The organism is Chloracidobacterium sp. (genome assembly GCA_015075585.1).
GTDB lineage: Bacteria > Acidobacteriota > Blastocatellia > Pyrinomonadales > Pyrinomonadaceae > OLB17.
The window spans coordinates 416,016-439,002 of the sequence record JABTUB010000001.1; the positions used below are offsets into that span (position 1 = coordinate 416,016).

The window sequence follows — 22,987 nt, forward strand, 5'->3', positions numbered from 1 at the left end:
GGTCGATGGTAGCACAAATTGATAAGCGGTGTTTCACGATTGCCACCAACGGTTCAGGCGTTGCCAACGGTGGGGTTTTTAGCCCGAAACTTCGATCGAGGGCGAACTTTCAACTTACCGAAAACACTCGATCAACACCGTTCGACCCGCCTGACGCAAAACTGGCCGTTATGGGCCGCCTGCCTATTCTGATCGTTGTTCTGCATAGTCATATTCTGTTTTGAACAGTTCAACTTCTTCTTTTGCTATTACAGTATCTATTTCAGCAATTTCTTTCTCGTCAATAATAGCAGTATTCTCAATCAGGGTTTTCAACCCATCTTCAAGCCAATCTGAATTCCAAATTGGTAATTCCTGATTATTCACCTTTTCGCAAAGCCTTTCTGAATACTGTTTCTGTCTATCTAGTTTTATTGTAAGCCTTTGAAGCCAAATTTTTAGGTGGCCGGTATTGGGGATTTTTTCAAATCGTTGGGAAACAACATCTAGTATTTCATTTTTCTTGTCTGTCTCCGGTATTAAGGATAAAAGCTTACTAAGAATGGCAGAAGCAATCGGGTAGGTTTGAGGACTTTTATACATAATGTCAACCAAGATACTTACCAAGACGACGATATTTTGATTGGTCTCTTTTATGGCCTTAATTCTGTTGTAAAATTTGGATAACGCTTTTGACAGGCTGCCTGAATTAGGATGTAGTTCGGATAAGTTGTGAATGGTCAAAAGATGTTCTTGAATTCCTTTTGCTCCTTTTTTTGCCGAGATCCAATAGAGCTTATCAGACTTTATTGAATTTTTAATAATGTTACTTGAAATAATGGTTTTCTGTGCGTTCAATCGCATTCCCGGAACACTCAAAATCTCAGTCAGTAATTTGGTGATATGTTCGGCTGTTTGTGGATTACTTGAGAAAATTCTGTAGTCATCTCTGTATCTGAGTATTTCATAGTCTTGAATGTTGTCTTCCTGTATCCTTTCCGAAAGCTTCAAGTCAACACAGCCAAGAACCATTTCAGCGACGAAATCCATTAAAACACTTCCCTGTGGTATTCCATTGGTTTGACCGAAAGCCATACCCTGCAAATGTTTGTCAATCGAGTTTCCAACAAGGCTTAGGTCATGTCGATTCGCTCTTGCAACGGGTTTTGTATGAATTGCCCAAGGAACGGAGTGTGTATATATTGAGCCGTAACAGTCTGAAATGTCCGTATGTAGAACATATTCATATTTCAAAGCTAATTCTAGGGACTGTTGTTCAATTGCTTGCCACCATTGGCTAATTGAAGTTGCTTTGTCTGACTGTTGGTCGTCCGAGCGTAATGGAATGCTGTAACATCTTATTTTTGGATTAGATTGAAATTGAGCGAACCTTGCCACAATTACATTCCAATTTGCTTGTTCTGTGATTTTATTGACAAGTGAAACATAAAGTGCAGGGTGTATTAACTGAAATGGTCGCCAAGCAAATTTTCCGTCTTTATTATTTAAAAATTTGTAATTTACATCTTCAAATTCCACCGGACGATGTTTTTTCTCCCGCCCTGATCCATCGGTATCAGTAGAATAAAACGTTTTAAGGTCTTGTTCACCAATATAATTCGAAATAGCATTCAGTAAATTTTCAAACACGAAATATTTCGGAAGATCAAAGTTGAAATAGCTTTCCTCTTTGAGAAAAAATTGTCTTGCGTCTGTATGATTAAGGTCTAAAATTCTAGTCATTTGCCATTGTTAAATTTTATCGGCTGTCGCCTTTTGTTCTTGCAGGGGGCGTCTGACCAGCTTGCCGCAGTGGCGGATCTTTACCGATAATCTTCGATCTAAGAACGAATGTTAAATCTTGCGCCAACGTCCGATGGGGTCATTTAACTCTGCCTTGCGAGGATCATACCTTCTTAACGGGTTCTCAATTAACGGTAACGGCCGGAGTATAGCACCAAACTTTTGATCGCAGAAGTTTTACTGCGGCGGAGCCTTGCGTCCGGTCAGAGTGAAATGTGTTTCGCTCCTGATATTGAGACGCCGAAGGCGTTACGGGCCGCGAGCCGCATTGCGGACGTATCGCCCGATGTGTAAAAGGTGTCGCTGCCATCGGAAAGCTTCCAGCGTGCGGCGATCTTTACGACCTCTGCCGCCGGATCGATAAATGCCGTTGAAGGCGAAACCAACGAACGCAGAACAGGCAGCGCCGCGGGATAATGTGTGCAGGCGAGAAGGATGTGCGTCGAGTTCCGCAGCGGCGAAAGGATCTTGGCGGCCGCCTCACGGAGCCGATCTGACGAAGTATCGCCGCTCTCGATAAGTGCGGAAAGCGGCTGTGCGATCCGCTGCCGTACCGCGATGCCGCGTTCCGCGAATGCCCGTCTGTAAACGCCTGAGACGACCGTTCGCCTTCCGCCGATAAGGCCGAGCCGTTCGGGTTTGAAGCGTGCGGCAAAGGCGACCGCAGGCTCTATCACTCCGACGACCGTTATGCCGTGATCGACGAGGTCGCCGATCGCGGTGCTTGCCGCATTGCACCCTATGATGATGTGCGTAACTCCTTTTTCCTTTAGGAATTCGATGACACGGTCGAGGCGTGCGCCAAGCTCGCGGCGCGACATCTTGCCGTACGGCGTTGCACCCGTGTCCGAAAAGTACGTGACGCCGACGCCGCCGAGCCGCTCCTTTACGAGCTTATAGATGCTGACGCCGCCGATGCCCCAATCAATGATGCCGAGCCTTTTCATTTACGGATAGGTGAGCTTTGCCTCGACGCCGCGCTCGACCGGGCCGCTGTCGAAGGCAATTATCCTCGAGTGCCACGCGATGTTCAGGATCTCGACCTTTCGGCCGGGAAAGCGGCTTTCGAGGTACCATTTCATCTCGTGTTCGGAGCGGATCGGGTTGTACTCGACCATCTTTTTCCAGTCCGGATGCGAGACGAGGCGGGCGAGCGCCGCATTGAACTCGGGCGACGCACGGCGGCCGCGTATCTCTTTTACTTTGTCGGCAAGCAGCCGCGGATACTCGCCCAATTTCGGCGGCACCGTTACCATATCGATCACAAGGAACTTGCCGCCGGGCCGCACTACGCGTTTGATCTCGGCGAGCAGCGGGTCCCAGTCAAGATAGCGGAACGACATCAGCGAGGTTACGATGTCGAACGAATCATCGGGAAAGGGAAGCAGCGGCCCGTTGATCTTCTCGAATGCGATGTGCGGCTGATCCGCGTTCTTGATCCTCGCGCGTTCGATGATCGCAGCTGATTCATCAACGCCGCGGCCCGACGAGATGCGGCCGCGCAAAGCGTAAAGCAGAGCACCGTTGCCGCAGCCGATGTCCAGCATATCAAACGGTTCTGCCGGCAGGTGCTCATTCAGCCATTTCCATTCATCTCGGCGCACCCGTATATCAACGAAGGCCGCATCGTAAAGCTCGGCGACGTGATCGTATGACGTGTCGCCGTCCGGCGGCCGCGGCTCAAAGCGCTTCATCTCCTCGGCCGGCATAAAACCCGCCCGCTTTTGCAGTGCTCCTGCGATGCCGTGCGATTTTCTGCCCTTGCAGCCGATCGTGTACATCGGCTTTGAGGTGCCGTCGCCGGCCGAAATGTATTTCTCCTTGCTTTTTGAGAATGTCGTGTACCAAAAAAAACCGTTCGCGGGCACGTTGAAGGTGCGTGCGAAGAACGGGGCGAACCAACGTGCCGAACGGCAGCAGTAGAACGATGCGGAGCCATCCTCACTGAACGGAATATCCATCTGTTCCCACTCGAACGGCGAGAACTGTTCGGGGAACGCCACTGTTCCATACATCGGGCCGTACATTCCCGAATGGCCGACAAAGATGAACTCCTTTATCTTGTCGCCGGCATCGCGTACCTCGGCGACAGCTTTCAGCACATCACGTTTGGATTCTACGGCGCAGGTTTTTACTTCGCCGTCAAAGCGCTGCCGCTTTTCGTCGGCTAGCGTCTCCGCAACAACGGGGAACTGGTGGCCGCCAAGGCGGTATTTTGTCGTGTAAATGATAAGGATGACTCGTCTTTCGGGCATCGGCATTAGCAGGGGAAACGCCACATTATACATCAAAATACACGAAAATAGCCGAGGCCGAAGCAACCAAACCGGAGGCTTGCGGCTCAAAGCATTGTAATGATGCCAAGAAAATGTCCCCACAGATGGGTGCTCGCTCTTATCGGAGTTCTTTTCGCAGCCGCAGCCGCATTCGGCCAGTCCGGCGGCGGTGCAGCTGCTGATGAGGTTGACGGCGTCTTTCTTGCAAAAGGCGACGGGCATGGGCACGCAGGCGAGATCGTCTCGCGTTTCCGGACGGATGATGTGCCGATCTACTGCGTAGTACAGCTTCGTGAAAGTTCAAAGGCGACCGTCAAGATGCAGTTGAGTGCCGTCAAAGTGCCCGGCGTCGCGGCGGAAAAGCCTATAATTACAAGCTCTTACACACTTAAGGAAGGCGAAGATCGTGTTACGTTCAACGGGCGTCCGCAGGGTGATTGGCTTGCGGGTGAATATCGTATCGAGATATTTGTGAACGAAAAGAGCAGACGCAAGGTGGATTTTGAGATATATGCCGTTGAAAGAACGCCGCCGGAGAAGAATGACTCCGTTTCTGCGGCACCGGTAAAGCGATCCGCACGTCAAAGAACAAAAGGCTCGAAGCAATGACCTCGAGCCCTCTGCAATAAAGCACTTTATCAGCTTACCAACGCGGTTCGCGCTGGCCGCCGTAGCCGCCGCCTCCGCCGTAATTGCCGCCGCGGTTGCCGCCGAATGAGCGGCCGCCGCGATCTTCGCGGGGCTTGGCCTCGTTCACCTTGATCTCGCGTCCGCCGAAGTCCTTGCCGTTAAACTCGGCAATGGCCTTTTCGCCTTCTTCCTGCGACGACATTTCAACAAAGCCGAAACCGCGCGAACGTCCGGTCTCACGATCTTCAACAACAGTTGCCGATTCAACTGTGCCGGCGGCTGCAAAGAGTTCTTCGAGATCACCGCTCGAGGTCTGGAATGGGAGGTTTCCCACATAAAGTTTCATAGACATACAAATAAAGTTCCCGTCCGAACGGAGTGCAAAAGCACTTTCCGTTCGACTGAAAGAAGTACGAAATCGGAGCTTAAATCGAAAAAGGCATCCAATGACGGCATGCTCGCAGGGCAAGCTACTTCGACTACCAAAGAACAACCAACCCTCAAACTTCGAACGCCGTCGAACAGAACCTTTCGGTGCGGGCGTGTCACCTTTGACACACCGAGAGCAGGACTAACAGGTGTAATAATGCACGAGAGTACGCAAAATGTGCAAGTCCTTATTTCAACAATTTTATTCGCATGGCCAATGTGGAACTTGTCAGCGGCGGCGTGCGTACTAAAAGTGTAAAATAGGACACCGGGAACCGAGCGTTCCGTAAGTTTTGATCAATATGTTCTGTCCGAATTGCGGCATCGACGAAAAGCATGCGAATCAATTCTGCCGCGGCTGCGGTACCAATCTTCGTTCGGTTCGGGATGCCATTGCAACGCCCGATACTGTTACTGCTTCGGCCGCGTCAGCACGCGATGAGATCGGCCGTGCGGTCGCGGCAAAGATACGCGAGACGCAGGACGCCTATCAACTGAAAAAAGTGGTCGAGGATGTGCTGCCGGAGATCGAGAAGTTCCTTGAATCTCCCGAGGAACGCAAGCTTCGGCGCATCCGTGTCGGTACTATCATCGCACTGATCGGTTTTGGCGTCGCTCTGGCCTTCTCGGCCGTAAGTATTTTCTTCAAGGAAGATCTTCTTGTGCCTGCTGCATTGGGCGCCGTAGCCTTTTTTATCGGAATGGCGTTCATCATCAACGGCCGGTTCCTGACCGTGCCGGAAAGGCGCGTCGCTGCTTTCGAGGCCGGAGCGTATCTGCCGCCGGAAGGTGCACCGAGCGAAATGCTTACTGCGGGCGAATCGCTGCCCTACACATCCGTGACCGAGAATACTACCCTTGATCTTTCGGAAAAGGTGCCGATCGAAAAGCGTCATTGAACGGCTCTGCGGAGCGCATCGAGCGATGCTTCGGCGGCGGCCTCGCCAAGCGAGATGAATTCGTCTATCTTGCCGATCTGATCGGGCCGCAGATGTGCTATCTGCGGAGTGATAACGACGTCAGCAGCCAACTTATCCTCGCGGCCTGATATTTGGATCATCTTCATGGCCGAACGGACCAATACACTCAGCACAGTATGTATTTTGGGCCTGAATACCGACCCTGAGCCCAGCAGATCTACGCCGATGATGACGTCAGCACCGGCCTCGCGGAGTGTGCGCGACGGCATTACGGATGTTACGCCGCCATCTACAAGCAAATGTCCGAGTTCGTCCCTGATCGGTTTGAAGACACCCGGCACGGCACAGCTTGCGCGTATCGCTGTGATGAGGTCGCCGCTCTCCGAGAAAACCCTTTGCTTGCCCGCAGTAATGTCATAAGCGACGACATACAGCGGCGTCGGCAAGGCCTCGAACCGATCTGCGGGCAGCGTACGATGAAGGAAACGGCCCATAGCCGCGTTCGAGAGCAGGCCGAAGCGGCTTATCGTCGGCCTGAACATATTAAAGTAGCCCGTGCGTCGCGCCATCTCTTCGATCTGCGATGCCGCCATACCGCCGGCAAGGGCACCGCCGACGATCGAACCTGCAGAAGTGCCCGCGATAAGATCGAACTTAAAGCCTTCGCGCTCGAGCACCTTTAGCACACCGACGTGTGCAAAGCCGCGGGCGCCGCCGCCTGAAAGGGCTAGTCCTATTCGCTTTCTCGGCATACAGACGATATTGATTTTAACCGCGTGTTGTGAAAAACTCGAATTCCGACGATGACCCTTCACGATTCGACATTGCCGCCGCGTCAGGGCACGATCGCCGATATTGCAGCCGGTGAAAGTGCATGTGCCGTTTGTTCGCGGTGCGACGGCGATTCGCTGCCGCTGTCAGCGCTGGATCCGGAGGTCGCGGGCCTTATACGGGCCAATGCGCTTAATTCGGGCGAAGTTGACGGCGTGTGTGCCCGCTGCGTGCGTATATTCGACCGCGCAAAGGATCAGATAATGCGTGACGCCGCAATGCAAAAGGACGGCTCACACGTGCTTTCCATCCCGCTGCGGCTTGATGCTGACGACCGTTTCAAGGGCAAGGGTGTAACGATCGCATTTCTGGACTCGGGCTTTTATCCGCACGTCGATCTTACGACACCGGATAATCGGATCGTTGCATATCGCAACTTGCCCGACCCTGACGGCGACCTTTCGACACTCTTTGAGCCGGATGTTGCAAGCTGGCACGGGATGATGACGTCCGTCGTAGCGGCAGGCAACGGCTCACTGTCGAACGGGTTTTATCGCGGCATCGCGTCAGAAGCCAAGGTCGTTCTCGTTAAGCTTGCCCGCACCGGGCGCATAACGGATCAGAATATCGAGGACGGCTTGGAGTGGGTGCTCGCAAACCGCGAACGCTACAACATCCGCATCGTAAACATCTCAGCGGGCGGCGATGAAGAGAAAAGTTATTTGAACGATCCATTGTCGCAAGCGGTCGAGGCGTGTTCGGCTGCGGGGATCACGGTCGTCTGCGCCGTCGGCAATGCCGGACATCTGCCCACGCATCCGGTGATGCCGCCCGCCAGCGCACCTTCGTGCATTGCCGTTGGCGGCCTTGACGATCACAACTCGATCAATCGTGCGAAGCGCGGTATGTACCGGTCATCATACGGCCCGACCGTGGACGGCCTGCAAAAGCCGGAGGTCATCGCATCATCAATATGGGTGCCGGCACCGATACTGCCTAATACGCCGACGGCACAGCAGGCCGAGCTTCTTTCTTTGCTGGACAAGGCCTCGGATGACGACCTTCACACGATGATCGAGCAGCATCCGGGCGTGGACGGCGAGCTTGATGCCGCAATTGACAGGCCTGTTCACGTCATCAGGCAGCTTGTTCTGCTCAAGATACGGCAGGAGAACGTCATTACGCGTAATTACAAGTACGTTGACGGAACGTCGTTCGCCGCACCGATCGTTTCATCTGTTGCCGCACAAATGATCGAGGCCGACCCGAGCCTGACACCGTCCGAGGTCAAACGGATACTTATCTCGACCGCCGAAAGGCTTCCGCATTATGAAGTTGATCGTCAAGGCTGGGGCGTGATCGACGCTCGAAAAGCCGTAGAAGCTGTGAGCGGCCACTGAAAAAGCCCGTCCGGCCAAAAAGGCAGAACGGGCTTCAATATCGCTTACGCAGCACTCAGCCTTCGACGAAATCGATCTCTACCTTGTGCGGAATTATGCCCGCCTTAAAACCTTCGTCAAGCAGCGTTCTTACTGCCTCGCGGCCTCGCTCGCCGTAATCAAGTGTCAGGTCATTTACCCACATTGCGACAAAGCGGTCAGCGAGTTCGGGCTGCATATCGCGTGCGAACTGCATCGCGTAGGCAAGAGCGTCCTCGCGGTTTTCCATCGAATAAACGATGCTTGCGTGCAGATATTTTGAAACCTGCCGCATAAGATCGTCGCCGAGTTCACGTTTTATTACGTTGCCGCCCATCGGCAGCGGCAGGCCGGTCTTGTCGTGCCACCATTCGCCAAGGTCGAGTACCTTGTGCAGGCCGAGATGCTGATAGAAAAGCTGTCCTTCATGGATCAAAAGGCCCGCATCAACCGTGCCGGCCTTGACGGTGTCGATTATTTGGTCGAAAGGCACGACGATATAGTCGATATCGCGGCAAAAGATCTTGAGTGCAAGGAATGCACTCGTCATCTCGCCGGGAATTGCGATCTTCAGCGATGACATCTCGCTCGCATCGTGCGGGTCTTTTGAGACAACGATCGGGCCGTACTTATCGCCGATGCTTGCACCGTGCGGAAGCAGCGAATATTTATCTGAGATATAAGCAAAGGCGTGGAACGAAACTGCCGTTACGTCATAGGTTCCTTTGCGTGCCTCCTCATTCAGCGTCTGAATATCTTTTAGCGTGTGTTCGAATTTCAGGCCGTCGGTTGAAAGTTTTCCGGTCGCCAGGCCATAGAACATAAAGGCATCATCCGAGTCGGGCGAGTGAGCGACGGTGATGGTGCGGGTTTCGGGAGCGTTGACTGACGTGACTGCCATAAAAAGCTAAGCAAGGACTTGATAAAGAATAATTCTATCCAGAATTGCTATTCTACCGTTTCATTCAGTTTTAGCAAGGGTAGATGTACTGTCGCTGTCGCGCGGAACCGCTTTGGAGCCAATCATTCGGCGATCTCGTCGCCTGTCCATGCGGCACTCTTGCCGTGCGGTATGTCAAATTGATCGAGGATCCGAAAGCACAAATGATCTACAAGCTCATCGATACTCGAGGGTTTGTGATAAAAGCCCGGACTTGCCGGTAAAATGACCGCACCGGCGTTTGTCAGCCGAAGCATGTTCTCCAAATGTATCGCGTTATACGGAGCTTCACGCGGCACGAGAACGAGTTTGCGCCGCTCCTTTAGGCAAACATCGGCCGCACGATGTATCAAGTTCGTGCCGGCGCCCGAGGCTATCGAGCCAAGAGTCCCCATAGAACACGGGACGACGATCATACCGGCTTGCCCGGTCGAACCCGAAGACGGCTTTGCCGCAAAGTTATCGAGACGCCATAGGCGCATGAGCTTCGAAGAGGCGTCAATGCCGATCCATTTATTTATTGCCGCGGCGTTCGCATTTCGCAGGTTCGTGTTCGTCTCTACCTGTGCAACTATCTCAGCCGTACCCGAAACAATAAGGTGTACGGTCTCGACGACACCGCTATCAGCGATCAGCTTCAGCGTGCGTTGTGCGTAGATCGAGCCGGACGCTCCGGTGACGGCGACGGTAAGTTCCATATTCAGGGGTTGATCAGCACATACAGCCTGTCGGCCCAATCACTGCGCGATGAACGCAGGAATTCGTACTGCATTTGGGCGAGTTCGCGGTCGCCGCGTTTAAGGTATGCGCGGCCGAGGTCGTATCGCGCTTTATCGAGTTCCTGATCGTAGCCGAGGGCGGTGCTGAGAGCCGCGATCGCATCGTCGGTTCTTCCGGCTTCCAAAAGGCTCTCGCCGAGATAGCCGTATGTGGCCGCGTCGGGCTTGTATGCCCGCAGCACCTCAAAGATCGAGGCGGCATCGGCAAAACGCTTGGCCTTGTACAACGCAATGCCGAGCTTTTCCATTGCAGGGACGTGGTCCGGCTTTAGCGAAATGGCCCTTTTGTAGGCAAGTATCTCCTCATCGCCGCGGCCGAGTTTGCCGAGGGCCAAGCCGAGCGAATATTGCAGATCGGCATTGTCGTCGCCGAGCTTTAACGCGGTTCGGTAGGCATCGACGGCGTCCTTAAAGGAACCCAATGCGTAACTTGCGACGCCAATATTCACATACGTCGCTGCCCAATCAGGCCGCAGCTTCGCCGCCTGACGCGACGCACGCAATGCCTCTGTAAAGCGGCCGAGCGCACCATAGCAATAGCCTGCCTGATACCAAGCTTCGGCGTAATTCGGGTCTGACTCGACCGCCTGCTCGAAGTATGGTGCCGCACGGGAATAATCATCACGCGAAAGTTGTGCAAGCCCCTGTGAATAAAGCCTTTCTGCTGCAGAACGCTTATTCCGCAGGGCCTCACTGTTGAGCGCGTTGAAGGTTCGCAGGTCCGTCATCCTTAACTGTGCGATGCGCTCTGACGGCACGGCAAAGTTCAGGTTCTGGCCCTCGGCGGCCTGCAATGTAGCGACGCCGATCACCTGTCCGGCCATATTCACGACGGGCGAGCCGCTCGAACCCGGCGAGATCGAGGCCGTGATCTGTATGATCTTGCCGTAGCCCGGAATTTCACGCACGGCAGACACGATGCCGTTCGATACAGAACCTTCAAGCCCGAAGGGATTGCCGATCACGACGATCGACTCACCTTCCTGCGGCACGGTTCGGACGATAGGCAGCGGCACGGGAGCGGTGTTCGGCACATCGACCTGTATCAATGCGAGGTCGCCCTCGCCGTCAACCGCGAGGACGCCTCGTGCGTTGAATTTGCGGCCGTCCAGCAGATGCACTTCAACCCGCGATGCCCTTTCGATAACATGCCTGTTGGTTATTACGCGACCCGATGCTATAAAAAAGCCGCTTCCGCGCGAGATGCTCGCGCCTTTATTGTCAAAGGTTTCGATCGCCACGGCGGAGGGCTTGATACGCTTTACAAGCTCAGGCAGAAAGTCCTGCCCTGCGGCCGTTACGCCGAAAGTGAGCAAGGCGGCCAAATATGCGAGCGGCCAAAATCGAAAAGTGCGAAGGTACATTTGCAGACCGCTTTGATTATAGGTTCTTTAATGCTCTCGGACAATGATAATTTGGGCGTTGTGTCGTTCGCATATGGTTCCTCTTTTGCCGTGAACGCAGTAAAATCGAGTTATGAAAGTAGCGATAGGTGCGGATCACGCGGGCTTCCATGAAAAGGAAGCGGTAAAGGCAACATTGGACGAAATGGGCATTGAATATGTCGATATGGGTACGGACTCTGCCGAGTCGGTCGATTATCCCGATTTTGCGCTCAAGGTAGGCGAAGCTGTTGCGAAAGGTTACGTTCAGCAGGGCATTCTGTTCTGCGGATCGGGAACCGGCATGGCGATCGCGGCAAATAAGATAAGGGGCATTCGAGCGGCGGTCGCGTGGAGCGAAGATATCGCACGCCTTGCACGGCAGCATAATAACGCCAACATATTGGCTCTGCCGGCCCGTTTTATCAGCCAAGATGAAGTGAACAAACTGATAAAAGCTTGGTTCGCGGCGGATTTTGAAGGCGGACGGCACGAACGCCGTATCGAGAAGATAACCGCTATCGAGAATGCGCATCTCTAATCCCGTTCGAATGCCGAACGCAGGAACTTCACCAGCGGAAATGCCGTTTTGATATCAGCCGCCGCCGACCTGTAAAAGGCCGCGGCCGATACCTCTGCATCGCTGTAAATGCGATGAACCATAAAGCTCTTTAGTTTCAGATATTCGATCACCGGCGAATCGGCGGCGAAACCCTTTGGCGGCCTGATGAGCGAATCGCCTGCAAGGGTCCCGAAGCGCTTCAAGAAAGCCCTTGTCTCAACGATGCTCTTGAATCTTTCCGCGTTTTGCTCGATAGCATTGCGGATCCTCAACAGCTCTTGACGGTCGGGCATATATTTGCCCGCCGCTGCGAAACACGCGTTCGGCTCGATGTGAAGGTAATATCCTGCCGCGAGGGACTTTCTGCCGCCTGCGGCAACGTACGCGCCGAAGTGCGTCTTATACGGGCTTTTGTCTTTTGAGAATCGGATATCGCGATAAATGCGAAAGATGCAGGATCGAGGCTCCAGATCGGTGATCGTAGTATCGAACCGGCCGATCTCGCCGATCATTTGTCCGACAAATGCGGTCATATTATCTTGTGCCCTGTCGAACGCAGCACGGTTCGCGTGAAACCATTCGCGGTTGTTGTTTTCCGCAAGTTCCTTCAGCAATTGCAGCGTTTCATTTGTGATCATTTTTGTATGATAGCATCGGCTCCTGATCATTCCTGCCGCCGTAAAGAGAGGAGGCCGCGCGTCTAACGGCACGGTTTCTGGTACACTACCAGCCGAGGCTGAAAGACGAACTGCCCGAAAAGGATGATAATTGCCATCGACGGGCCGAGCGGCGCGGGAAAATCAACGCTCGGCAAAATGCTCGCAAAACGACTTGACCTTTTGTATCTGGACACGGGTGCGATGTATCGCGCGGTGGCGTTGGCCGTGATGCGCGCTAATGTACCGATCCGCGATATCGACCGGATCACGTATATCGCCGAGACTGCCGACATCGACCTTGTGGGCGAACCTGATGCGATGAAAGTGATGTTAGACGGCGAGGATGTCTCGGTCGAGATACGTACGCTTGAGGTCGCACGTTCGGCTTCTGAAGTATCGACCATTCCCGCCGTCCGCCGCGTAATGGTCGAACATCAGCGTTCTATCGGTGAGGCGGCTCCGAAGGGCTGCGTTCTCGAGGGCCGCGATATAGGCAGCGTCGTGTTCCCGAATGCCGATATTAAATTCTTTCTTACCGCAAAACCTGAGGCACGAGCGCGGCGCCGTTATACCGAAGATCAAATGAAGGGCCGCATCTCGACCTACGAGCAAACCCTTGCCGAGATCAACGAGCGTGACGAGCGCGATGTCTCACGCGAGGACTCGCCGCTGACCATCGCCGAGAACGCCATTGTGATAGACACGAGCGAACTGGATCTTGCAGAGGCGTTTGAGGCGATGCTTGCAAAGATCCGCGAAACCGGCGTCGGCGTTTCGGGCTGACCTTTCGTGCCGCAAAAAGTTGACTTGCGGCGGCGGCGCACATAACATAGTGAATTGCTCTTACGTGCTCCCGTAGCTCAGCCGGATAGAGCAACAGCCTTCTAAGCTGTGGGTCGCAGGTTCGAGTCCTGCCGGGGGCGAGGATCAAAGGTCCGAGATCGATAATGTGGCGGCTATAGTTCAGCGGTTAGAGCGCTTGATTGTGGTTCAAGATGTCGTGGGTTCGAATCCCACTAGCCGCCCCACCATTACCCTTCCGAAACGACCGAAAACCATTGTCAACACGGGCCGGCAGCAATATAATTGATGGGTTCTCATTGTTAGGACATTAGCCCGTTCAAGGTTTTCGTTATGCTGAGATACGCCATTCTGACCGTTATCTGTTCCCTTAGTATTTTTATTGCCGTTGCAGGTCAAAACTCGAATCAGGAGCAGTATGTCCGCGGCGAACTGTTGGTCAAATTCCGTCCGAACCCGGACTCAACGGCCGCACGTTCGGTCAATAGGGCTATGGGTGCGAACGCGATAGAGACCCTCGGCGACACCCAATGGCAGCTTGTCCGAATTCCGGACAGCCTGACCGTTGAGGCGGCGATAATTGACTATAAGAAGTTCGGTGCCGTGGTCGATGCCCAGCCGAACTTCTACTATCACCTTTTGACCACCCCGAACGATCCGCAGTTCACAAGCTCGGGAATGTGGGGCCTCACAAAGATATCAGCGCCGCAGGCGTGGGATCTGACGACCGGCAGTTCGTCGATCGTCGTCGCGGATATAGACACGGGCCTTCGCTATACGCATCAAGACCTCGCGGCAAATGCTTGGGTAAATACGGGCGAGCTTCCCGGCAACAACATCGATGATGACGGGAACGGCTATATTGATGATGTCTATGGCTGGGATTTCTTTTATGACGACAGCAACCCGATCGACGACGCAGGCGGCCATGGTACGCATACCGCAGGCACGATCGGAGCGGTTGGTAATAATGCATTGAATGTCGTCGGCGTTAATTGGAACGTCAAGATCATGGCCATCAAGATCTACAGCCCGAACGGAGATGATTCGACCTCTGCAATGCTCGTAAAAGCTTACAGCTATGTTCGTATGATGAAGCTTCGCGGCGTTAACATCCGTGTAACCAATAATTCGTACGGCGGCTGCGGCGAGGCCTGCGGCTACGATCAGGCGACAAAAGACGGAATTGATGCGATGGGCGAAGCAGGCATTCTCAACGTTTTTGCCGCCGGTAATGACAATATAAATAACGACACGTCGCCCTCTTATCCCGTAAGCTATACAAGCCCTAGCATCCTCGGCGTCGCATCCTCGACATCGAGTGACGGCAAATCGGGGTTTTCCAGCTACGGCCCGACCAGCGTCGATATCGCGGCTCCGGGGTCGGGTATCCTAAGCACATATAATTCGTCGAATACAGCGACGACGACGATGAGCGGAACATCCATGGCAACGCCGCATGCCGCGGGTGCGGCCGCACTGCTTGCGGCTTACAATCCGAGCCTTTCGGTAGCATCGCTCAAAGCGACGCTGATGAATACGGTCGATCCCGTAAGCGCATTCAGCGGAATTATAAAGACGGGCGGGCGTCTGAACGTGAGCAAGGCATTGAATCAGCAGACAGTTTGTGCGTTCCCGGCCGGGATGTCGGTCGGTACAAAGGGCGGTGTCTTTACCGTGAATGTAACGCCCGGCACTAACTGCGATTATTTTGTGAAAAGCTCGGTCAAATGGATAAAGGTTCTCGGGGCCGATCAGTTCAGCGGCAACGGCTCGTTCACGTTCCGTGTTTCGGTCAACCCGACGATCTCGCGAACGGGAGTGATAACCATCGGCGGGCAGCCGTTCACGGTAACACAAAAGCGGAATTGATCAGAAGATCTGCGGCGCGGCTCCAACGTTTTCGGCGTGCGGCGCGTCTAAATGCTGTTAGTTAGCGGATTTTGCAAAATATCGTTGAGATCGCGGGACGAAAGAACTTGCTTTTTCTTGCTATCCTGCATCGGAAAAAGGTAAAATTACTGGCTTACATAAAGCGTTGCCGACGGCGTCGCTCCTGTAGGTTATCTGGAAGGAATAATGAAGATGAAGAATTTGGCTTCTGCCATTGCAAAGTATGTTTTTGTCCTGTCGATCGCTGTCCTGGTCGCCTCTGATGCGGCCGCTCAGGCTAAACTGCGTAAGGCGATGGATTTTGACAATGACGGTAAGGCGGACTTTACCGTATTTCGCCCGAGCAACAACGTTTGGTACATAAACAAGAGCAGCGGCGGATTCGTCTTCCAGCAGTTCGGGCTTGTAAATTCGGATTACCCTGCACCGGGCGACTTTGATGGCGACGGCAAAGCGGACATCTCGGTCTGGCGCGACACCGACGGCATTTGGTATCGGCTCAACAGCTCGACCGGAACCTTCGCGGCACAGGCATTCGGCACGTCAGGCGACGAGCCTATCGCCCGTGATTATGACGGCGACGGAATGACCGATTGTGCGGTTGTCAGGCGTACCGGCGGCAATATGATCTGGTACATACTTCGCACCAGTGACGGCGGCTTCAGCGCACAGCAGTTCGGCCTTTCGACCGATTATACAGCGCCGGGCGACTACGACGGCGACGGCAAATTCGACATCGCAGTGCAGCGTCCGGGGGCGACCGCTTCGAGCCAATCAACATTCTATGTTCAGCAAAGCGGCGACGGCAATTACTTCATTACCAACTGGGGGCTGAGCAACGACCTTGTCGTTCCCGGCGATTATGACGGCGACGGCAAAACGGATATTGCGGTCGTTCGCGAAGGTTCGACGCCGACCTCGCCGCTCGTTTGGTATATTCGCAAGAGTTCTGACGGGAGCTTGTTCGCGACGACATTCGGCATCACGGGTACCGACCTCAACTGTCAAAATGACTACGACGGCGACGGCAAGGCGGATCCGGCCGTTTGGCGTGACCCGACGGGCACGTTCTATGCTTTGATGAGTACGACCGGCTTTACGCAAACGCTTGTCCAGCAATGGGGCAGCACCGGCGATTATCCTGTCGGCAGCTACGATACGCACTGATAGCGTTTGACGGCACTCTCTTAGGATGGTTGGGCTGACTGCGTGTCGCTCAACCATTTTTCGATCTACAGGTATTTTTTCTGTTAAAGTGTATTGATGTCTGACGGTTCGATCATCAGTAAATTGAGCGGAAAACGCGTCGTTGTCATCGGCGATGTGGTCGCGGATCAATACCTGAACGGCACGATCTCGCGCGTTTCGCGTGAGGCGCCGGTCTTTATACTTCGGCATGACGAGACGATAACGTTTCCGGGGGCGGCGGCGAACGCGGCGGCAAATATCGCATCACTCGGCGGCATACCCACACTCATCGGCGTACTCGGCGGCGACGTCAACGCCACGCTTCTTCGCCAAGCATTAGAAAAAGCCGGTGTCGGCACAGCATCCATTGCGGTTGACGGTTCTGCGGCAACCACAACCAAGCAGCGCGTGCTGGCAAGCCACACTCATGCGGTTCGGCAGCAGGTGATACGGATCGATTTTGAGACGAGTGTCGTATCCGATGAAGCGAACAGTTTCCTGCGGCGGCAGATCGATGAACACCTTCCGACGGCGGATGCGGTGATTGTTTCGGATTACGGCTACGGCGTTGTTAACTTTGAACTGTTCGCTGCGATTAGGGATGCGGCAAAGCGGCACCGGCTGCCGCTCGTTGTTGATTCAAGGTCGCGGTTGGGCGTTCTTGTAGGCGCGACCGCAGCCACGCCGAATCAGGATGAGGTTGAGCAGTTGCTGCAGCAAAGTATCGAGGGTTCTGATCGTGAAGAGCTGCGAGAGCGGCTTGGCGTGGATGCGTTGTTGATAACAAAAGGTAATAAGGGAATGGAGCTGATAGAGCACGGCAAGCCGATCAACTCTTTGCACGCTGTCGGTTCGCTTGAGCCTGTAGATGTTACCGGCGCCGGCGACACTGTTATTGCCGCTTTTACACTCGCGCTTGCTGCGGGCATCTCGTACGCCGATTCAGCGCGCATCGCCAACCACGCGGGCGGGATCGTCGTAATGAAAAGAGGTACCGCGACCGCTTCCGCCGCCGAACTGGCAGAGTCTCTGAGCAGCTCCGGCCTGACGGCCGCTGAAAAGAATGCTTGAACTCGATCCGGCACCGATATTAGAGCGCACCGCGCTCATCAGCGCGGTCGCCGAGCGTCGGCGCGCCGGCAAATCGATCATACTTGCGAACGGCTGTTTCGATCTTTTTCATGTCGGGCATCTGCGTTATTTGCAGGGTGCAAAGGCACTTGGCGGTACGCTTGTCGCAGCGGTCAATTCCGACCGGCAGGCACGCGCGATGAAAGGCGAGGGCCGCCCTTTCGTTCCACAGAATGAGCGGGCCGAGATCATCGCCGCTCTGCGCTGTGTCGATCTTGTAACGATATTTGACGAGCCGACGGTCGAGCATATCATCTACGCGATCCGCCCCGATATTCACACGAAAGGGACAGACTATACGGCCGAGACCGTTCCCGAACGCGATATTATGCGTGAGATCGGCGGAAAGGTAATCATAGTCGGCGACCCGAAGGAACACTCTTCGACCGAGATCATACGCTCCATCGGCGATCACAAGATCTGACCTGAAAATGTGGATATCCCGTACAAAAGATGATCTGATCATCGAGGTCTGGGAGAAACTCGACTGCGATAGCGTCGGACGTCCCGAGATCGAGGCCGTTGAGGCGGCGATCGAAGGCCGATTCGGTAAGGCGGCGGTCGAATCGCCGATGAACATTGCTCGGCTGCTTGCCGACGAGGGCGCTGTGCTTCGGCATTCTGAGATCATGGATCTCTATCTCGAACGCAACAAGCCCGATCCGTTCGATGATGCCCTTCGCGAGACGGCTCGACCGCGGAGCCTGTCGGCGGCGATGCAAACCCTAAAAAAACTCGAAGTCCTGCGTCAAACGCTGACCTCCGAGCATGATGACGTCCGTCTGCGGCGCCTTCACGAGTTCGTGCTTCATCTTCGGAGCGAAAATAAGAAAGCTGCGGAGCGGCTTGGTCACGACGATCCGAGATACAGGGAGTTTGCCGAGATCGACGAGTGGCTCGCTCATTGGATGCGAACTCCGGAGCTGTTCTTTGCATGGATCGAACTGCGGCGGCGTTCATCGGAGTTTCGGGAAAAGTTTGGTTCAATAGAAGAATGACCGTAAGACGTTTTTTCTCAGAGAATATCGATTCCGCGGCATCGGCGGCGGTGCTTGATGCTGACGAAGCTCATCACGCCCGCGATGTGCTTCGGCTGAAGCCCGGCGACAGCATACATATCTTTGACGGCAAAGGCCGTGAATACGCAGGCATTCTCACACATCTCGCAAAGAATAAGGCCGAGGTCAGCGGGCTGACGGAGGCGGCTCCGCCGGCTCCCGAATCGGGCATTGCTCTCACGCTGGGTTCGGTCGTTATTCCCGGCGATAAGTACGATCTGATCGTTCAAAAAGCGGTTGAACTTGGCGTGCGAACCATTGTGCCTTTGTCCTCTGTACGTTGTGAGTTGAAACGCAAGGACATTGAAAAGAAGCTTGTTCGCTGGCGTCGAATTGCTCTCGATGCGGCAAAACAATGCGGCCGTGCACGCTTGATGCAGGTTGGGGAACCGCTTGATGTTAAAGGCTTTATTGACCTGTATGCAGGAAAGGCAGATGCCTCGATATTTTTTTCCGAACGTGATGGCGGCAAGTTAGCTGTCGATCGCAGCCCGCACAGTATAACAGCAGTTGTCGGGCCGAAGGGCGGTTGGGATGATTCGGAGATCGAAGCGGCGCGAGCGGCAGACTTTGAGGCGGTAACATTCGGCGGGCGGATAATGCGGGCGGAAACGGCGGTGATCGCACTATCCGCAATACTTCAGCACCGATTCGGCGACATCAATTAGGCCCGCCCGCGCGGTAGAATGCATCGCCGCGTTGCTTAAGGCCCGCCTTCGCGCCAAGTGTCGCGATCACTGAATCGAGAAGATCCTTCGACCCGAGCTTGAAGCTCAGCGCGGAACGCATCCGCGTTTCGTTATCATTGATATCGAGTATCAGATAGCGGCGTTTTTCACGTATAAAGCCTGCGAAACCAGCACCCGGCAATGGTATCGCGCTTATGACAGAACCTGCCGTCGTTCGTACCGACTGTGATTGCGGATAAACTGTCAAAAGTGAAGCGTACGGGACCGAGAACTGTTGGCCATTGTCGGATCTGAAAACAAGCTGCTCGTTCGCATCATCAAAACGCAGCGTGCCGTCGGTTTTATCGCTGTAACCGAATAGCCCTCCCTCGTACTTTGCGGCAAAGCTTTCCGGTGCAGGCTTCACTGCCTTTGCATCGGCCGGGAGAGGACGCGGCTGAGCCGCGGTCAGTAAGGCCGCAGCCAACACCATTGACAATAACACGAGTATCTTCTTCATTTCCGAAACCGGCCGACAATTCGTTTTGACGCTGCGGCGGCTTACTTGGTTGCTGTCCGGCGCGCGTGTGTGCCGAAGAGATACGGCTTGAGCCGCTCTGACGCCAGCTTTATGTACTCGCCGGATATCTCCGATCCGAACCATTGGCGGTTCAAAAGGTGTGCCGCCTTTGCTGTCGTACCGCTTCCCATAAAGCAGTCATATACTATATCGCCTTCGTTCGTCCACGTTCCTATCTGATCAAGAGCAAGCCGTTCGGGAAAGATGGCCGGATGCCCGAAGGCGACCTTGTCCTTTGATGAAGAAGTGCCGACATTGTAAAAAAAGATATTATTCACCTTTCGCTGCTTTGGCGCGACGTGATCGTGAGCAAGATCATTGCGGCCGACCTTTGTAATACGGAACGATTTGAATTTCTTCTCCTGCTGCAGCGGCTGCATTATCGGATTGAATGTTGAGGGCCGCCCCTTGCTGAAGCAGAACATATATTCGAATGCCTGTCTGTAACGCAGTCCGCAGTCGCTAGGTATCGGGTTATTCTTTGCATAGATCATCGTATCGTGTACACGAAAGCCCGCATCCTTAAAAGCGAAAGCATGCTTGAAACTCGTAAGCGTCTCGTCTCCGTTGACCGTACGGTCACCGACGACCCAGATGACCACGCCGCCGGGCTTTGTCTTTGCGAACAGCAGGTTGGCGATCTCATACACAGGGAAATGATACCCGTTGTAATCGCGCAGATCGTCATAAGGCGGGCTTGTGATCGTCATATCGATAGTGTCGTAGGGAAGACGTTCGAGCGTTTCGGTGCAGTTCTCGTGATATATGCGTCCAAATTCCATACTTATTGCGGCCACTTGTCTAAAAATTCCCTTACGAATGCCTTTTCCGGCTTTTGAGTTTCCGCTTCGAGGAAGAAGCGGAACTGCTCGGTCTCCTCGAAATATTTTTCTTCACTCAGCTTTCCCGCGAAGTAAACCATCCGAAGCCATACGAGATATGTGTTCAGCGTATCAATTTGGTTGTACTCAACTATCTTCGTGATGTCGCCGGCAAGCCATAGGTCGGTAACTTGATCGCCTTTTACGTCGATCTTGCCCGGATAGCCGCAGAGCTTTGCAAACTCATCGAGCCGCGGCGTCATTGCACCGCCGGAAAAACGTTTGAGAAGGTCGAGGTGGGCTTCGCTGTTTCGCGCGTCGAAGTAATCCGCCCCTTCCCAAGGCTTTGGCGGCCGTTTGCTGAATTCGGGCGCCGAGACCTCTTTGATCATCCCGCGTTGGATCAAGACCTGCAGATCGGATTCGGCAGAATTGAAACCGACGAGCTGCGGATGGCGTTCGCCGACGAAATAGAGAAACCTGCTTATGATCTCGGCCTCGTCCACATCGACGTCGGTTATAGGCAGGCGAGGCAGCGAATTGAGACCGAATTCAATGGCCGTTTCGCCGTCGCGAAATACGACCCTTCTCGAAAGAAAGGCGATCGAAACGACTCGCGAGAACATATATTTGAGAAAAGGCCTCGGGTTCTTTTCGCAATCGTATTGCGGACTTTTCAGCCAAAGGCTCTCCATAGCCTCAAGTTCGGTCACCTCGTCCGGCAGGTCAAAGAGCCTGCGTGCGCCGTCGGCATCCGGCACCCATTCGAGGTCGAAGAACAGACAGAGTTCAGGAATGTTCGACTTTAGCATCGGAGTGATGAGGCCTTAACTACAAAGTTTCCTTGCACTTATACGATCCGAAAAACAGAAGCTTACCACAGTGCGCGCGCCGGTACAAACATTTTGCGCGCGACATCTTGCTTTCGGACGTTGAAAAGTGCAGATCAATGTGTATAATCCTGTCGGTTTTGTGTACAATTGACCGCTTTTACAAAGCGGTTGGATACGATCTGGGTTACAATGCGAGCACCCTTCGCTGACAGTGAGGTGTCGATATTGAAAATTTAGGGGAAAGGAGAACTGTATGAGGAACTGGACTGGAGTCTTAGCAGTGGTTGTTTTGTTTACGGCGGCGTTTGCGTGCTCAATGGATGAAACAAGCAAGGCAAACGACCTTGTAAAAGAGGCGAACACATTTATTACGGCGGGCAATGACATTGCGACCAAGGCTGAGGACCTTGGCGGCAAGCTCGACGGCAAACTCGACAATGTCAAAGATAAATCGGATCTTGAAGATGCACGTTCGATGGCAAAGGATCTTGGCAAGATGTATGACGACCTCGGCGATAATTTCAAAAAGGCCGGCGACAAATTCACTGAAGCAAGCAAGCTGAAGATCAATGACAAGTTCAAGGAGTATCTTGAGACGAAAGCGAAGGAATTCAGCACCAGACACGATTACAGTGTAGAGCTGAAAAAGATCCCGCAAAAGCTCATCGATAGTGACAGCGAAACTGAGTATCGAAGCCTTTATAAGGACCAAATGGAAAAGGTACAGTCGATGCTTAAGGATGCGAAAGATCTTTCAGACAAGGCCGATAAGATCGTCAAGGACAACCCAGACGTGATGAAAGGCTCGTAGGGCCGATCGTTCGCAGGGCAATGGACAGGGCACTCGGTGTCCTGTCCATGAAATTTCCCGGTAGGCCTCACGAGCTAAGCTCTTACGCAAACTCTCCGAACGACGGCATTTGCCGCCCGCCTCGCAGCGCACTCATTCGTCATACGATATTGTCGGATCGACGCCCGAAATAGTATCACCGCGCACCTGTTTAGCAAATGCACACCTGTGTAAATGATGTGAACACTGCAGATAGCGTCAATGGCACGCGTGTTGCTCCTATGAGGTCACACGGCCGCCGAAGGCCGCATCCTCCGGGAGGGAAAGCATTATGAAAAAAATGATCTCAACATTAATGGTCGCCGGGCTGCTGGCAATTTCGATCTCGGTGCTTGGCACGACCGTCGGTGCACAGACGCGAAGTTATGATCGGCGTCCGACACAAACCTACACCTACAAGAAGCCGAGCTTTTATCGTCGTCATCGCAATCTTATCAATATAGCGATCGGCACGGGCGGCGGAGCAGTGCTTGGCGGCATCATCGGCGGTAAGAAAGGGGCACTTATCGGAGCGGCCGCCGGCGCGGGCGGTTCAGCGCTTTACACCTACAAGATCAATCCGAAAAAGCGGCGCTTCTAAAGAGAGAAGGGAATCCGGGGCTTTGAGGATCAAATA

General features: G+C 53.8%; 25 protein-coding genes and 2 tRNA genes. 15 read left to right on the plus strand and 12 right to left on the minus strand.

Annotated features, from left to right (window positions below):
• Positions 1 to 183: 183 nt before the first annotated feature.
• The 3 genes from HS105_01850 to HS105_01860 form a co-directional block, all read right to left on the minus strand.
• Positions 184 to 1,722, minus strand: coding sequence for an RNA-directed DNA polymerase (locus HS105_01850; protein ID MBE7515345.1), 1,539 nt, complete (start codon positions 1,720 to 1,722; stop codon positions 184 to 186).
• Between the two features lie 263 nt (positions 1,723 to 1,985).
• Complete coding sequence (locus tag HS105_01855; GenBank protein MBE7515346.1) at positions 1,986 to 2,729, minus strand: aspartate/glutamate racemase family protein; 744 nt, start codon at positions 2,727 to 2,729, stop codon at positions 1,986 to 1,988.
• Positions 2,730 to 4,037, minus strand: a complete 1,308-nt coding sequence (locus tag HS105_01860; protein ID MBE7515347.1) for a class I SAM-dependent methyltransferase — start codon at positions 4,035 to 4,037, stop codon at positions 2,730 to 2,732.
• Positions 4,038 to 4,136: 99 nt separating this feature from the next.
• On the opposite strand from HS105_01860, the gene HS105_01865 reads away from it, so the two are divergent.
• On the plus strand, positions 4,137 to 4,667 hold the full coding sequence (locus HS105_01865) for a hypothetical protein (GenBank protein MBE7515348.1): 531 nt from the start codon (positions 4,137 to 4,139) through the stop codon (positions 4,665 to 4,667).
• Between the two features lie 34 nt (positions 4,668 to 4,701).
• On the opposite strand, the gene HS105_01870 is transcribed toward HS105_01865, so the two are convergent.
• A complete protein-coding gene (locus HS105_01870; GenBank protein MBE7515349.1) occupies positions 4,702 to 5,040 on the minus strand; it encodes an RNA-binding protein in 339 nt (112 codons plus the stop codon).
• Between the two features lie 379 nt (positions 5,041 to 5,419).
• On the opposite strand from HS105_01870, the gene HS105_01875 reads away from it, so the two are divergent.
• Positions 5,420 to 6,016 carry a hypothetical protein gene (locus HS105_01875; GenBank protein ID MBE7515350.1) on the plus strand — a complete coding sequence of 199 codons (597 nt, stop codon included), beginning with the start codon at positions 5,420 to 5,422 and terminating at the stop codon, positions 6,014 to 6,016.
• Here the strand turns inward: HS105_01875 and HS105_01880 are convergent.
• Positions 6,010 to 6,789 (minus strand): patatin-like phospholipase family protein, encoded by a 780-nt coding sequence (locus tag HS105_01880; protein MBE7515351.1) that lies wholly within the window; start codon positions 6,787 to 6,789, stop codon positions 6,010 to 6,012. The genes HS105_01875 and HS105_01880 overlap by 7 nt on opposite strands.
• Before the next feature lie 297 nt (positions 6,790 to 7,086).
• On the opposite strand from HS105_01880, the gene HS105_01885 reads away from it, so the two are divergent.
• A complete protein-coding gene (locus HS105_01885) occupies positions 7,087 to 8,208 on the plus strand; it encodes a S8 family serine peptidase (protein MBE7515352.1) in 1,122 nt (373 codons plus the stop codon).
• A gap of 55 nt (positions 8,209 to 8,263) precedes the next feature.
• Here HS105_01885 and HS105_01890 read toward each other — a convergent pair whose 3' ends face one another.
• The 3 genes from HS105_01890 to HS105_01900 all read right to left on the minus strand — a co-directional run bounded on the left by HS105_01890 (position 8,264) and on the right by HS105_01900 (position 11,309).
• On the minus strand, positions 8,264 to 9,127 hold the full coding sequence (locus HS105_01890; GenBank protein ID MBE7515353.1) for an ABC transporter substrate-binding protein: 864 nt from the start codon (positions 9,125 to 9,127) through the stop codon (positions 8,264 to 8,266).
• 122 nt (positions 9,128 to 9,249) lie between these two features.
• Entirely contained in the window at positions 9,250 to 9,864 is a 615-nt protein-coding gene (locus HS105_01895; GenBank protein MBE7515354.1) for a UbiX family flavin prenyltransferase, read from the minus strand.
• A gap of 2 nt (positions 9,865 to 9,866) precedes the next feature.
• Positions 9,867 to 11,309 carry a trypsin-like peptidase domain-containing protein gene (locus HS105_01900; GenBank protein ID MBE7515355.1) on the minus strand — a complete coding sequence of 481 codons (1,443 nt, stop codon included), beginning with the start codon at positions 11,307 to 11,309 and terminating at the stop codon, positions 9,867 to 9,869.
• A 112-nt stretch (positions 11,310 to 11,421) separates the two neighbouring features.
• On the opposite strand from HS105_01900, the gene rpiB reads away from it, so the two are divergent.
• Positions 11,422 to 11,868 carry a ribose 5-phosphate isomerase B gene (gene rpiB, locus HS105_01905; GenBank protein ID MBE7515356.1) on the plus strand — a complete coding sequence of 149 codons (447 nt, stop codon included), beginning with the start codon at positions 11,422 to 11,424 and terminating at the stop codon, positions 11,866 to 11,868.
• Here rpiB and HS105_01910 read toward each other — a convergent pair.
• Positions 11,865 to 12,527 (minus strand): DUF2461 domain-containing protein, encoded by a 663-nt coding sequence (locus tag HS105_01910; GenBank protein ID MBE7515357.1) that lies wholly within the window; start codon positions 12,525 to 12,527, stop codon positions 11,865 to 11,867. The genes rpiB and HS105_01910 overlap by 4 nt on opposite strands.
• A 123-nt stretch (positions 12,528 to 12,650) precedes the next feature.
• On the opposite strand from HS105_01910, the gene HS105_01915 reads away from it, so the two are divergent.
• The 9 genes from HS105_01915 to HS105_01955 all read left to right on the plus strand — a co-directional run bounded on the left by HS105_01915 (position 12,651) and on the right by HS105_01955 (position 19,287).
• Positions 12,651 to 13,331 (plus strand): (d)CMP kinase, encoded by a 681-nt coding sequence (locus HS105_01915; GenBank protein MBE7515358.1) that lies wholly within the window; start codon positions 12,651 to 12,653, stop codon positions 13,329 to 13,331.
• A 66-nt stretch (positions 13,332 to 13,397) separates the two neighbouring features.
• Positions 13,398 to 13,471: transfer RNA gene (locus tag HS105_01920), tRNA-Arg, on the plus strand.
• 29 nt (positions 13,472 to 13,500) lie between these two features.
• A tRNA-His gene (locus HS105_01925) sits at positions 13,501 to 13,576 on the plus strand.
• A gap of 106 nt (positions 13,577 to 13,682) precedes the next feature.
• On the plus strand, positions 13,683 to 15,221 hold the full coding sequence (locus tag HS105_01930) for a S8 family serine peptidase (GenBank protein ID MBE7515359.1): 1,539 nt from the start codon (positions 13,683 to 13,685) through the stop codon (positions 15,219 to 15,221).
• Between the two features lie 207 nt (positions 15,222 to 15,428).
• Positions 15,429 to 16,409: a VCBS repeat-containing protein gene (locus HS105_01935; protein MBE7515360.1), complete on the plus strand. Its 981-nt coding sequence runs from the start codon at positions 15,429 to 15,431 to the stop codon at positions 16,407 to 16,409.
• Between the two features lie 96 nt (positions 16,410 to 16,505).
• Positions 16,506 to 17,501, plus strand: a complete 996-nt coding sequence (locus HS105_01940) for a carbohydrate kinase (protein ID MBE7515361.1) — start codon at positions 16,506 to 16,508, stop codon at positions 17,499 to 17,501.
• Complete coding sequence (locus tag HS105_01945) at positions 17,494 to 17,985, plus strand: adenylyltransferase/cytidyltransferase family protein (protein MBE7515362.1); 492 nt, start codon at positions 17,494 to 17,496, stop codon at positions 17,983 to 17,985. Before HS105_01940 ends, HS105_01945 begins: the two co-directional genes overlap by 8 nt.
• Positions 17,986 to 17,992: 7 nt before the next feature.
• A complete protein-coding gene (locus HS105_01950; GenBank protein MBE7515363.1) occupies positions 17,993 to 18,559 on the plus strand; it encodes a hypothetical protein in 567 nt (188 codons plus the stop codon).
• Positions 18,556 to 19,287 carry a 16S rRNA (uracil(1498)-N(3))-methyltransferase gene (locus HS105_01955; protein MBE7515364.1) on the plus strand — a complete coding sequence of 244 codons (732 nt, stop codon included), beginning with the start codon at positions 18,556 to 18,558 and terminating at the stop codon, positions 19,285 to 19,287. The genes HS105_01950 and HS105_01955 overlap by 4 nt, the downstream gene beginning before the upstream one ends.
• Here the strand turns inward: HS105_01955 and HS105_01960 are convergent.
• From HS105_01960 to HS105_01970, 3 genes are read right to left on the minus strand one after another with little or no spacing between them, the layout of a single operon-like run.
• Complete coding sequence (locus HS105_01960; protein MBE7515365.1) at positions 19,280 to 19,807, minus strand: hypothetical protein; 528 nt, start codon at positions 19,805 to 19,807, stop codon at positions 19,280 to 19,282. The two genes, HS105_01955 and HS105_01960, sit on opposite strands and share 8 nt — an antisense overlap.
• A gap of 41 nt (positions 19,808 to 19,848) precedes the next feature.
• Complete coding sequence (locus HS105_01965) at positions 19,849 to 20,649, minus strand: site-specific DNA-methyltransferase (protein MBE7515366.1); 801 nt, start codon at positions 20,647 to 20,649, stop codon at positions 19,849 to 19,851.
• A gap of 2 nt (positions 20,650 to 20,651) precedes the next feature.
• The gene (locus tag HS105_01970; protein MBE7515367.1) at positions 20,652 to 21,500 is read right to left on the minus strand and encodes a 3'-5' exonuclease; all 849 of its coding nucleotides are present in this window, start codon (positions 21,498 to 21,500) and stop codon (positions 20,652 to 20,654) included.
• 274 nt (positions 21,501 to 21,774) lie between these two features.
• Here HS105_01970 and HS105_01975 point away from each other — a divergent pair, with 274 nt between their 5' ends.
• Together HS105_01975 and HS105_01980 are read left to right on the plus strand one after the other, a co-directional pair.
• Positions 21,775 to 22,332, plus strand: coding sequence for a hypothetical protein (locus HS105_01975; protein ID MBE7515368.1), 558 nt, complete (start codon positions 21,775 to 21,777; stop codon positions 22,330 to 22,332).
• A 310-nt stretch (positions 22,333 to 22,642) separates the two neighbouring features.
• Positions 22,643 to 22,951, plus strand: a complete 309-nt coding sequence (locus HS105_01980) for a hypothetical protein (protein ID MBE7515369.1) — start codon at positions 22,643 to 22,645, stop codon at positions 22,949 to 22,951.
• Positions 22,952 to 22,987 lie beyond the last annotated feature (36 nt).

Coding starts and splice junctions, on each gene's coding strand:
- HS105_01940 (MBE7515361.1), top strand. CDS start 16,506: ATGTCTGACGGTTCGATCATCAGTAAATTGAGCGGAAAACGCGTCGTT.
- HS105_01875 (MBE7515350.1), top strand. CDS start 5,420: ATGTTCTGTCCGAATTGCGGCATCGACGAAAAGCATGCGAATCAATTC.
- HS105_01910 (MBE7515357.1), bottom strand. CDS start 12,527: ATGATCACAAATGAAACGCTGCAATTGCTGAAGGAACTTGCGGAAAAC.
- HS105_01980 (MBE7515369.1), top strand. CDS start 22,643: ATGAAAAAAATGATCTCAACATTAATGGTCGCCGGGCTGCTGGCAATT.
- HS105_01885 (MBE7515352.1), top strand. CDS start 7,087: ATGCAAAAGGACGGCTCACACGTGCTTTCCATCCCGCTGCGGCTTGAT.
- HS105_01850 (MBE7515345.1), bottom strand. CDS start 1,722: ATGACTAGAATTTTAGACCTTAATCATACAGACGCAAGACAATTTTTT.
- HS105_01935 (MBE7515360.1), top strand. CDS start 15,429: ATGAAGATGAAGAATTTGGCTTCTGCCATTGCAAAGTATGTTTTTGTC.
- HS105_01880 (MBE7515351.1), bottom strand. CDS start 6,789: ATGCCGAGAAAGCGAATAGGACTAGCCCTTTCAGGCGGCGGCGCCCGC.
- HS105_01945 (MBE7515362.1), top strand. CDS start 17,494: ATGCTTGAACTCGATCCGGCACCGATATTAGAGCGCACCGCGCTCATC.
- HS105_01965 (MBE7515366.1), bottom strand. CDS start 20,649: ATGGAATTTGGACGCATATATCACGAGAACTGCACCGAAACGCTCGAA.
- HS105_01955 (MBE7515364.1), top strand. CDS start 18,556: ATGACCGTAAGACGTTTTTTCTCAGAGAATATCGATTCCGCGGCATCG.
- HS105_01900 (MBE7515355.1), bottom strand. CDS start 11,309: ATGTACCTTCGCACTTTTCGATTTTGGCCGCTCGCATATTTGGCCGCC.
- HS105_01895 (MBE7515354.1), bottom strand. CDS start 9,864: ATGGAACTTACCGTCGCCGTCACCGGAGCGTCCGGCTCGATCTACGCA.
- HS105_01855 (MBE7515346.1), bottom strand. CDS start 2,729: ATGAAAAGGCTCGGCATCATTGATTGGGGCATCGGCGGCGTCAGCATC.
- HS105_01950 (MBE7515363.1), top strand. CDS start 17,993: ATGTGGATATCCCGTACAAAAGATGATCTGATCATCGAGGTCTGGGAG.
- HS105_01870 (MBE7515349.1), bottom strand. CDS start 5,040: ATGTCTATGAAACTTTATGTGGGAAACCTCCCATTCCAGACCTCGAGC.
- HS105_01930 (MBE7515359.1), top strand. CDS start 13,683: ATGCTGAGATACGCCATTCTGACCGTTATCTGTTCCCTTAGTATTTTT.
- HS105_01970 (MBE7515367.1), bottom strand. CDS start 21,500: ATGCTAAAGTCGAACATTCCTGAACTCTGTCTGTTCTTCGACCTCGAA.
- HS105_01975 (MBE7515368.1), top strand. CDS start 21,775: ATGAGGAACTGGACTGGAGTCTTAGCAGTGGTTGTTTTGTTTACGGCG.
- HS105_01890 (MBE7515353.1), bottom strand. CDS start 9,127: ATGGCAGTCACGTCAGTCAACGCTCCCGAAACCCGCACCATCACCGTC.
- rpiB (MBE7515356.1), top strand. CDS start 11,422: ATGAAAGTAGCGATAGGTGCGGATCACGCGGGCTTCCATGAAAAGGAA.
- HS105_01860 (MBE7515347.1), bottom strand. CDS start 4,037: ATGCCCGAAAGACGAGTCATCCTTATCATTTACACGACAAAATACCGC.
- HS105_01960 (MBE7515365.1), bottom strand. CDS start 19,807: ATGAAGAAGATACTCGTGTTATTGTCAATGGTGTTGGCTGCGGCCTTA.
- HS105_01865 (MBE7515348.1), top strand. CDS start 4,137: ATGATGCCAAGAAAATGTCCCCACAGATGGGTGCTCGCTCTTATCGGA.
- HS105_01915 (MBE7515358.1), top strand. CDS start 12,651: ATGATAATTGCCATCGACGGGCCGAGCGGCGCGGGAAAATCAACGCTC.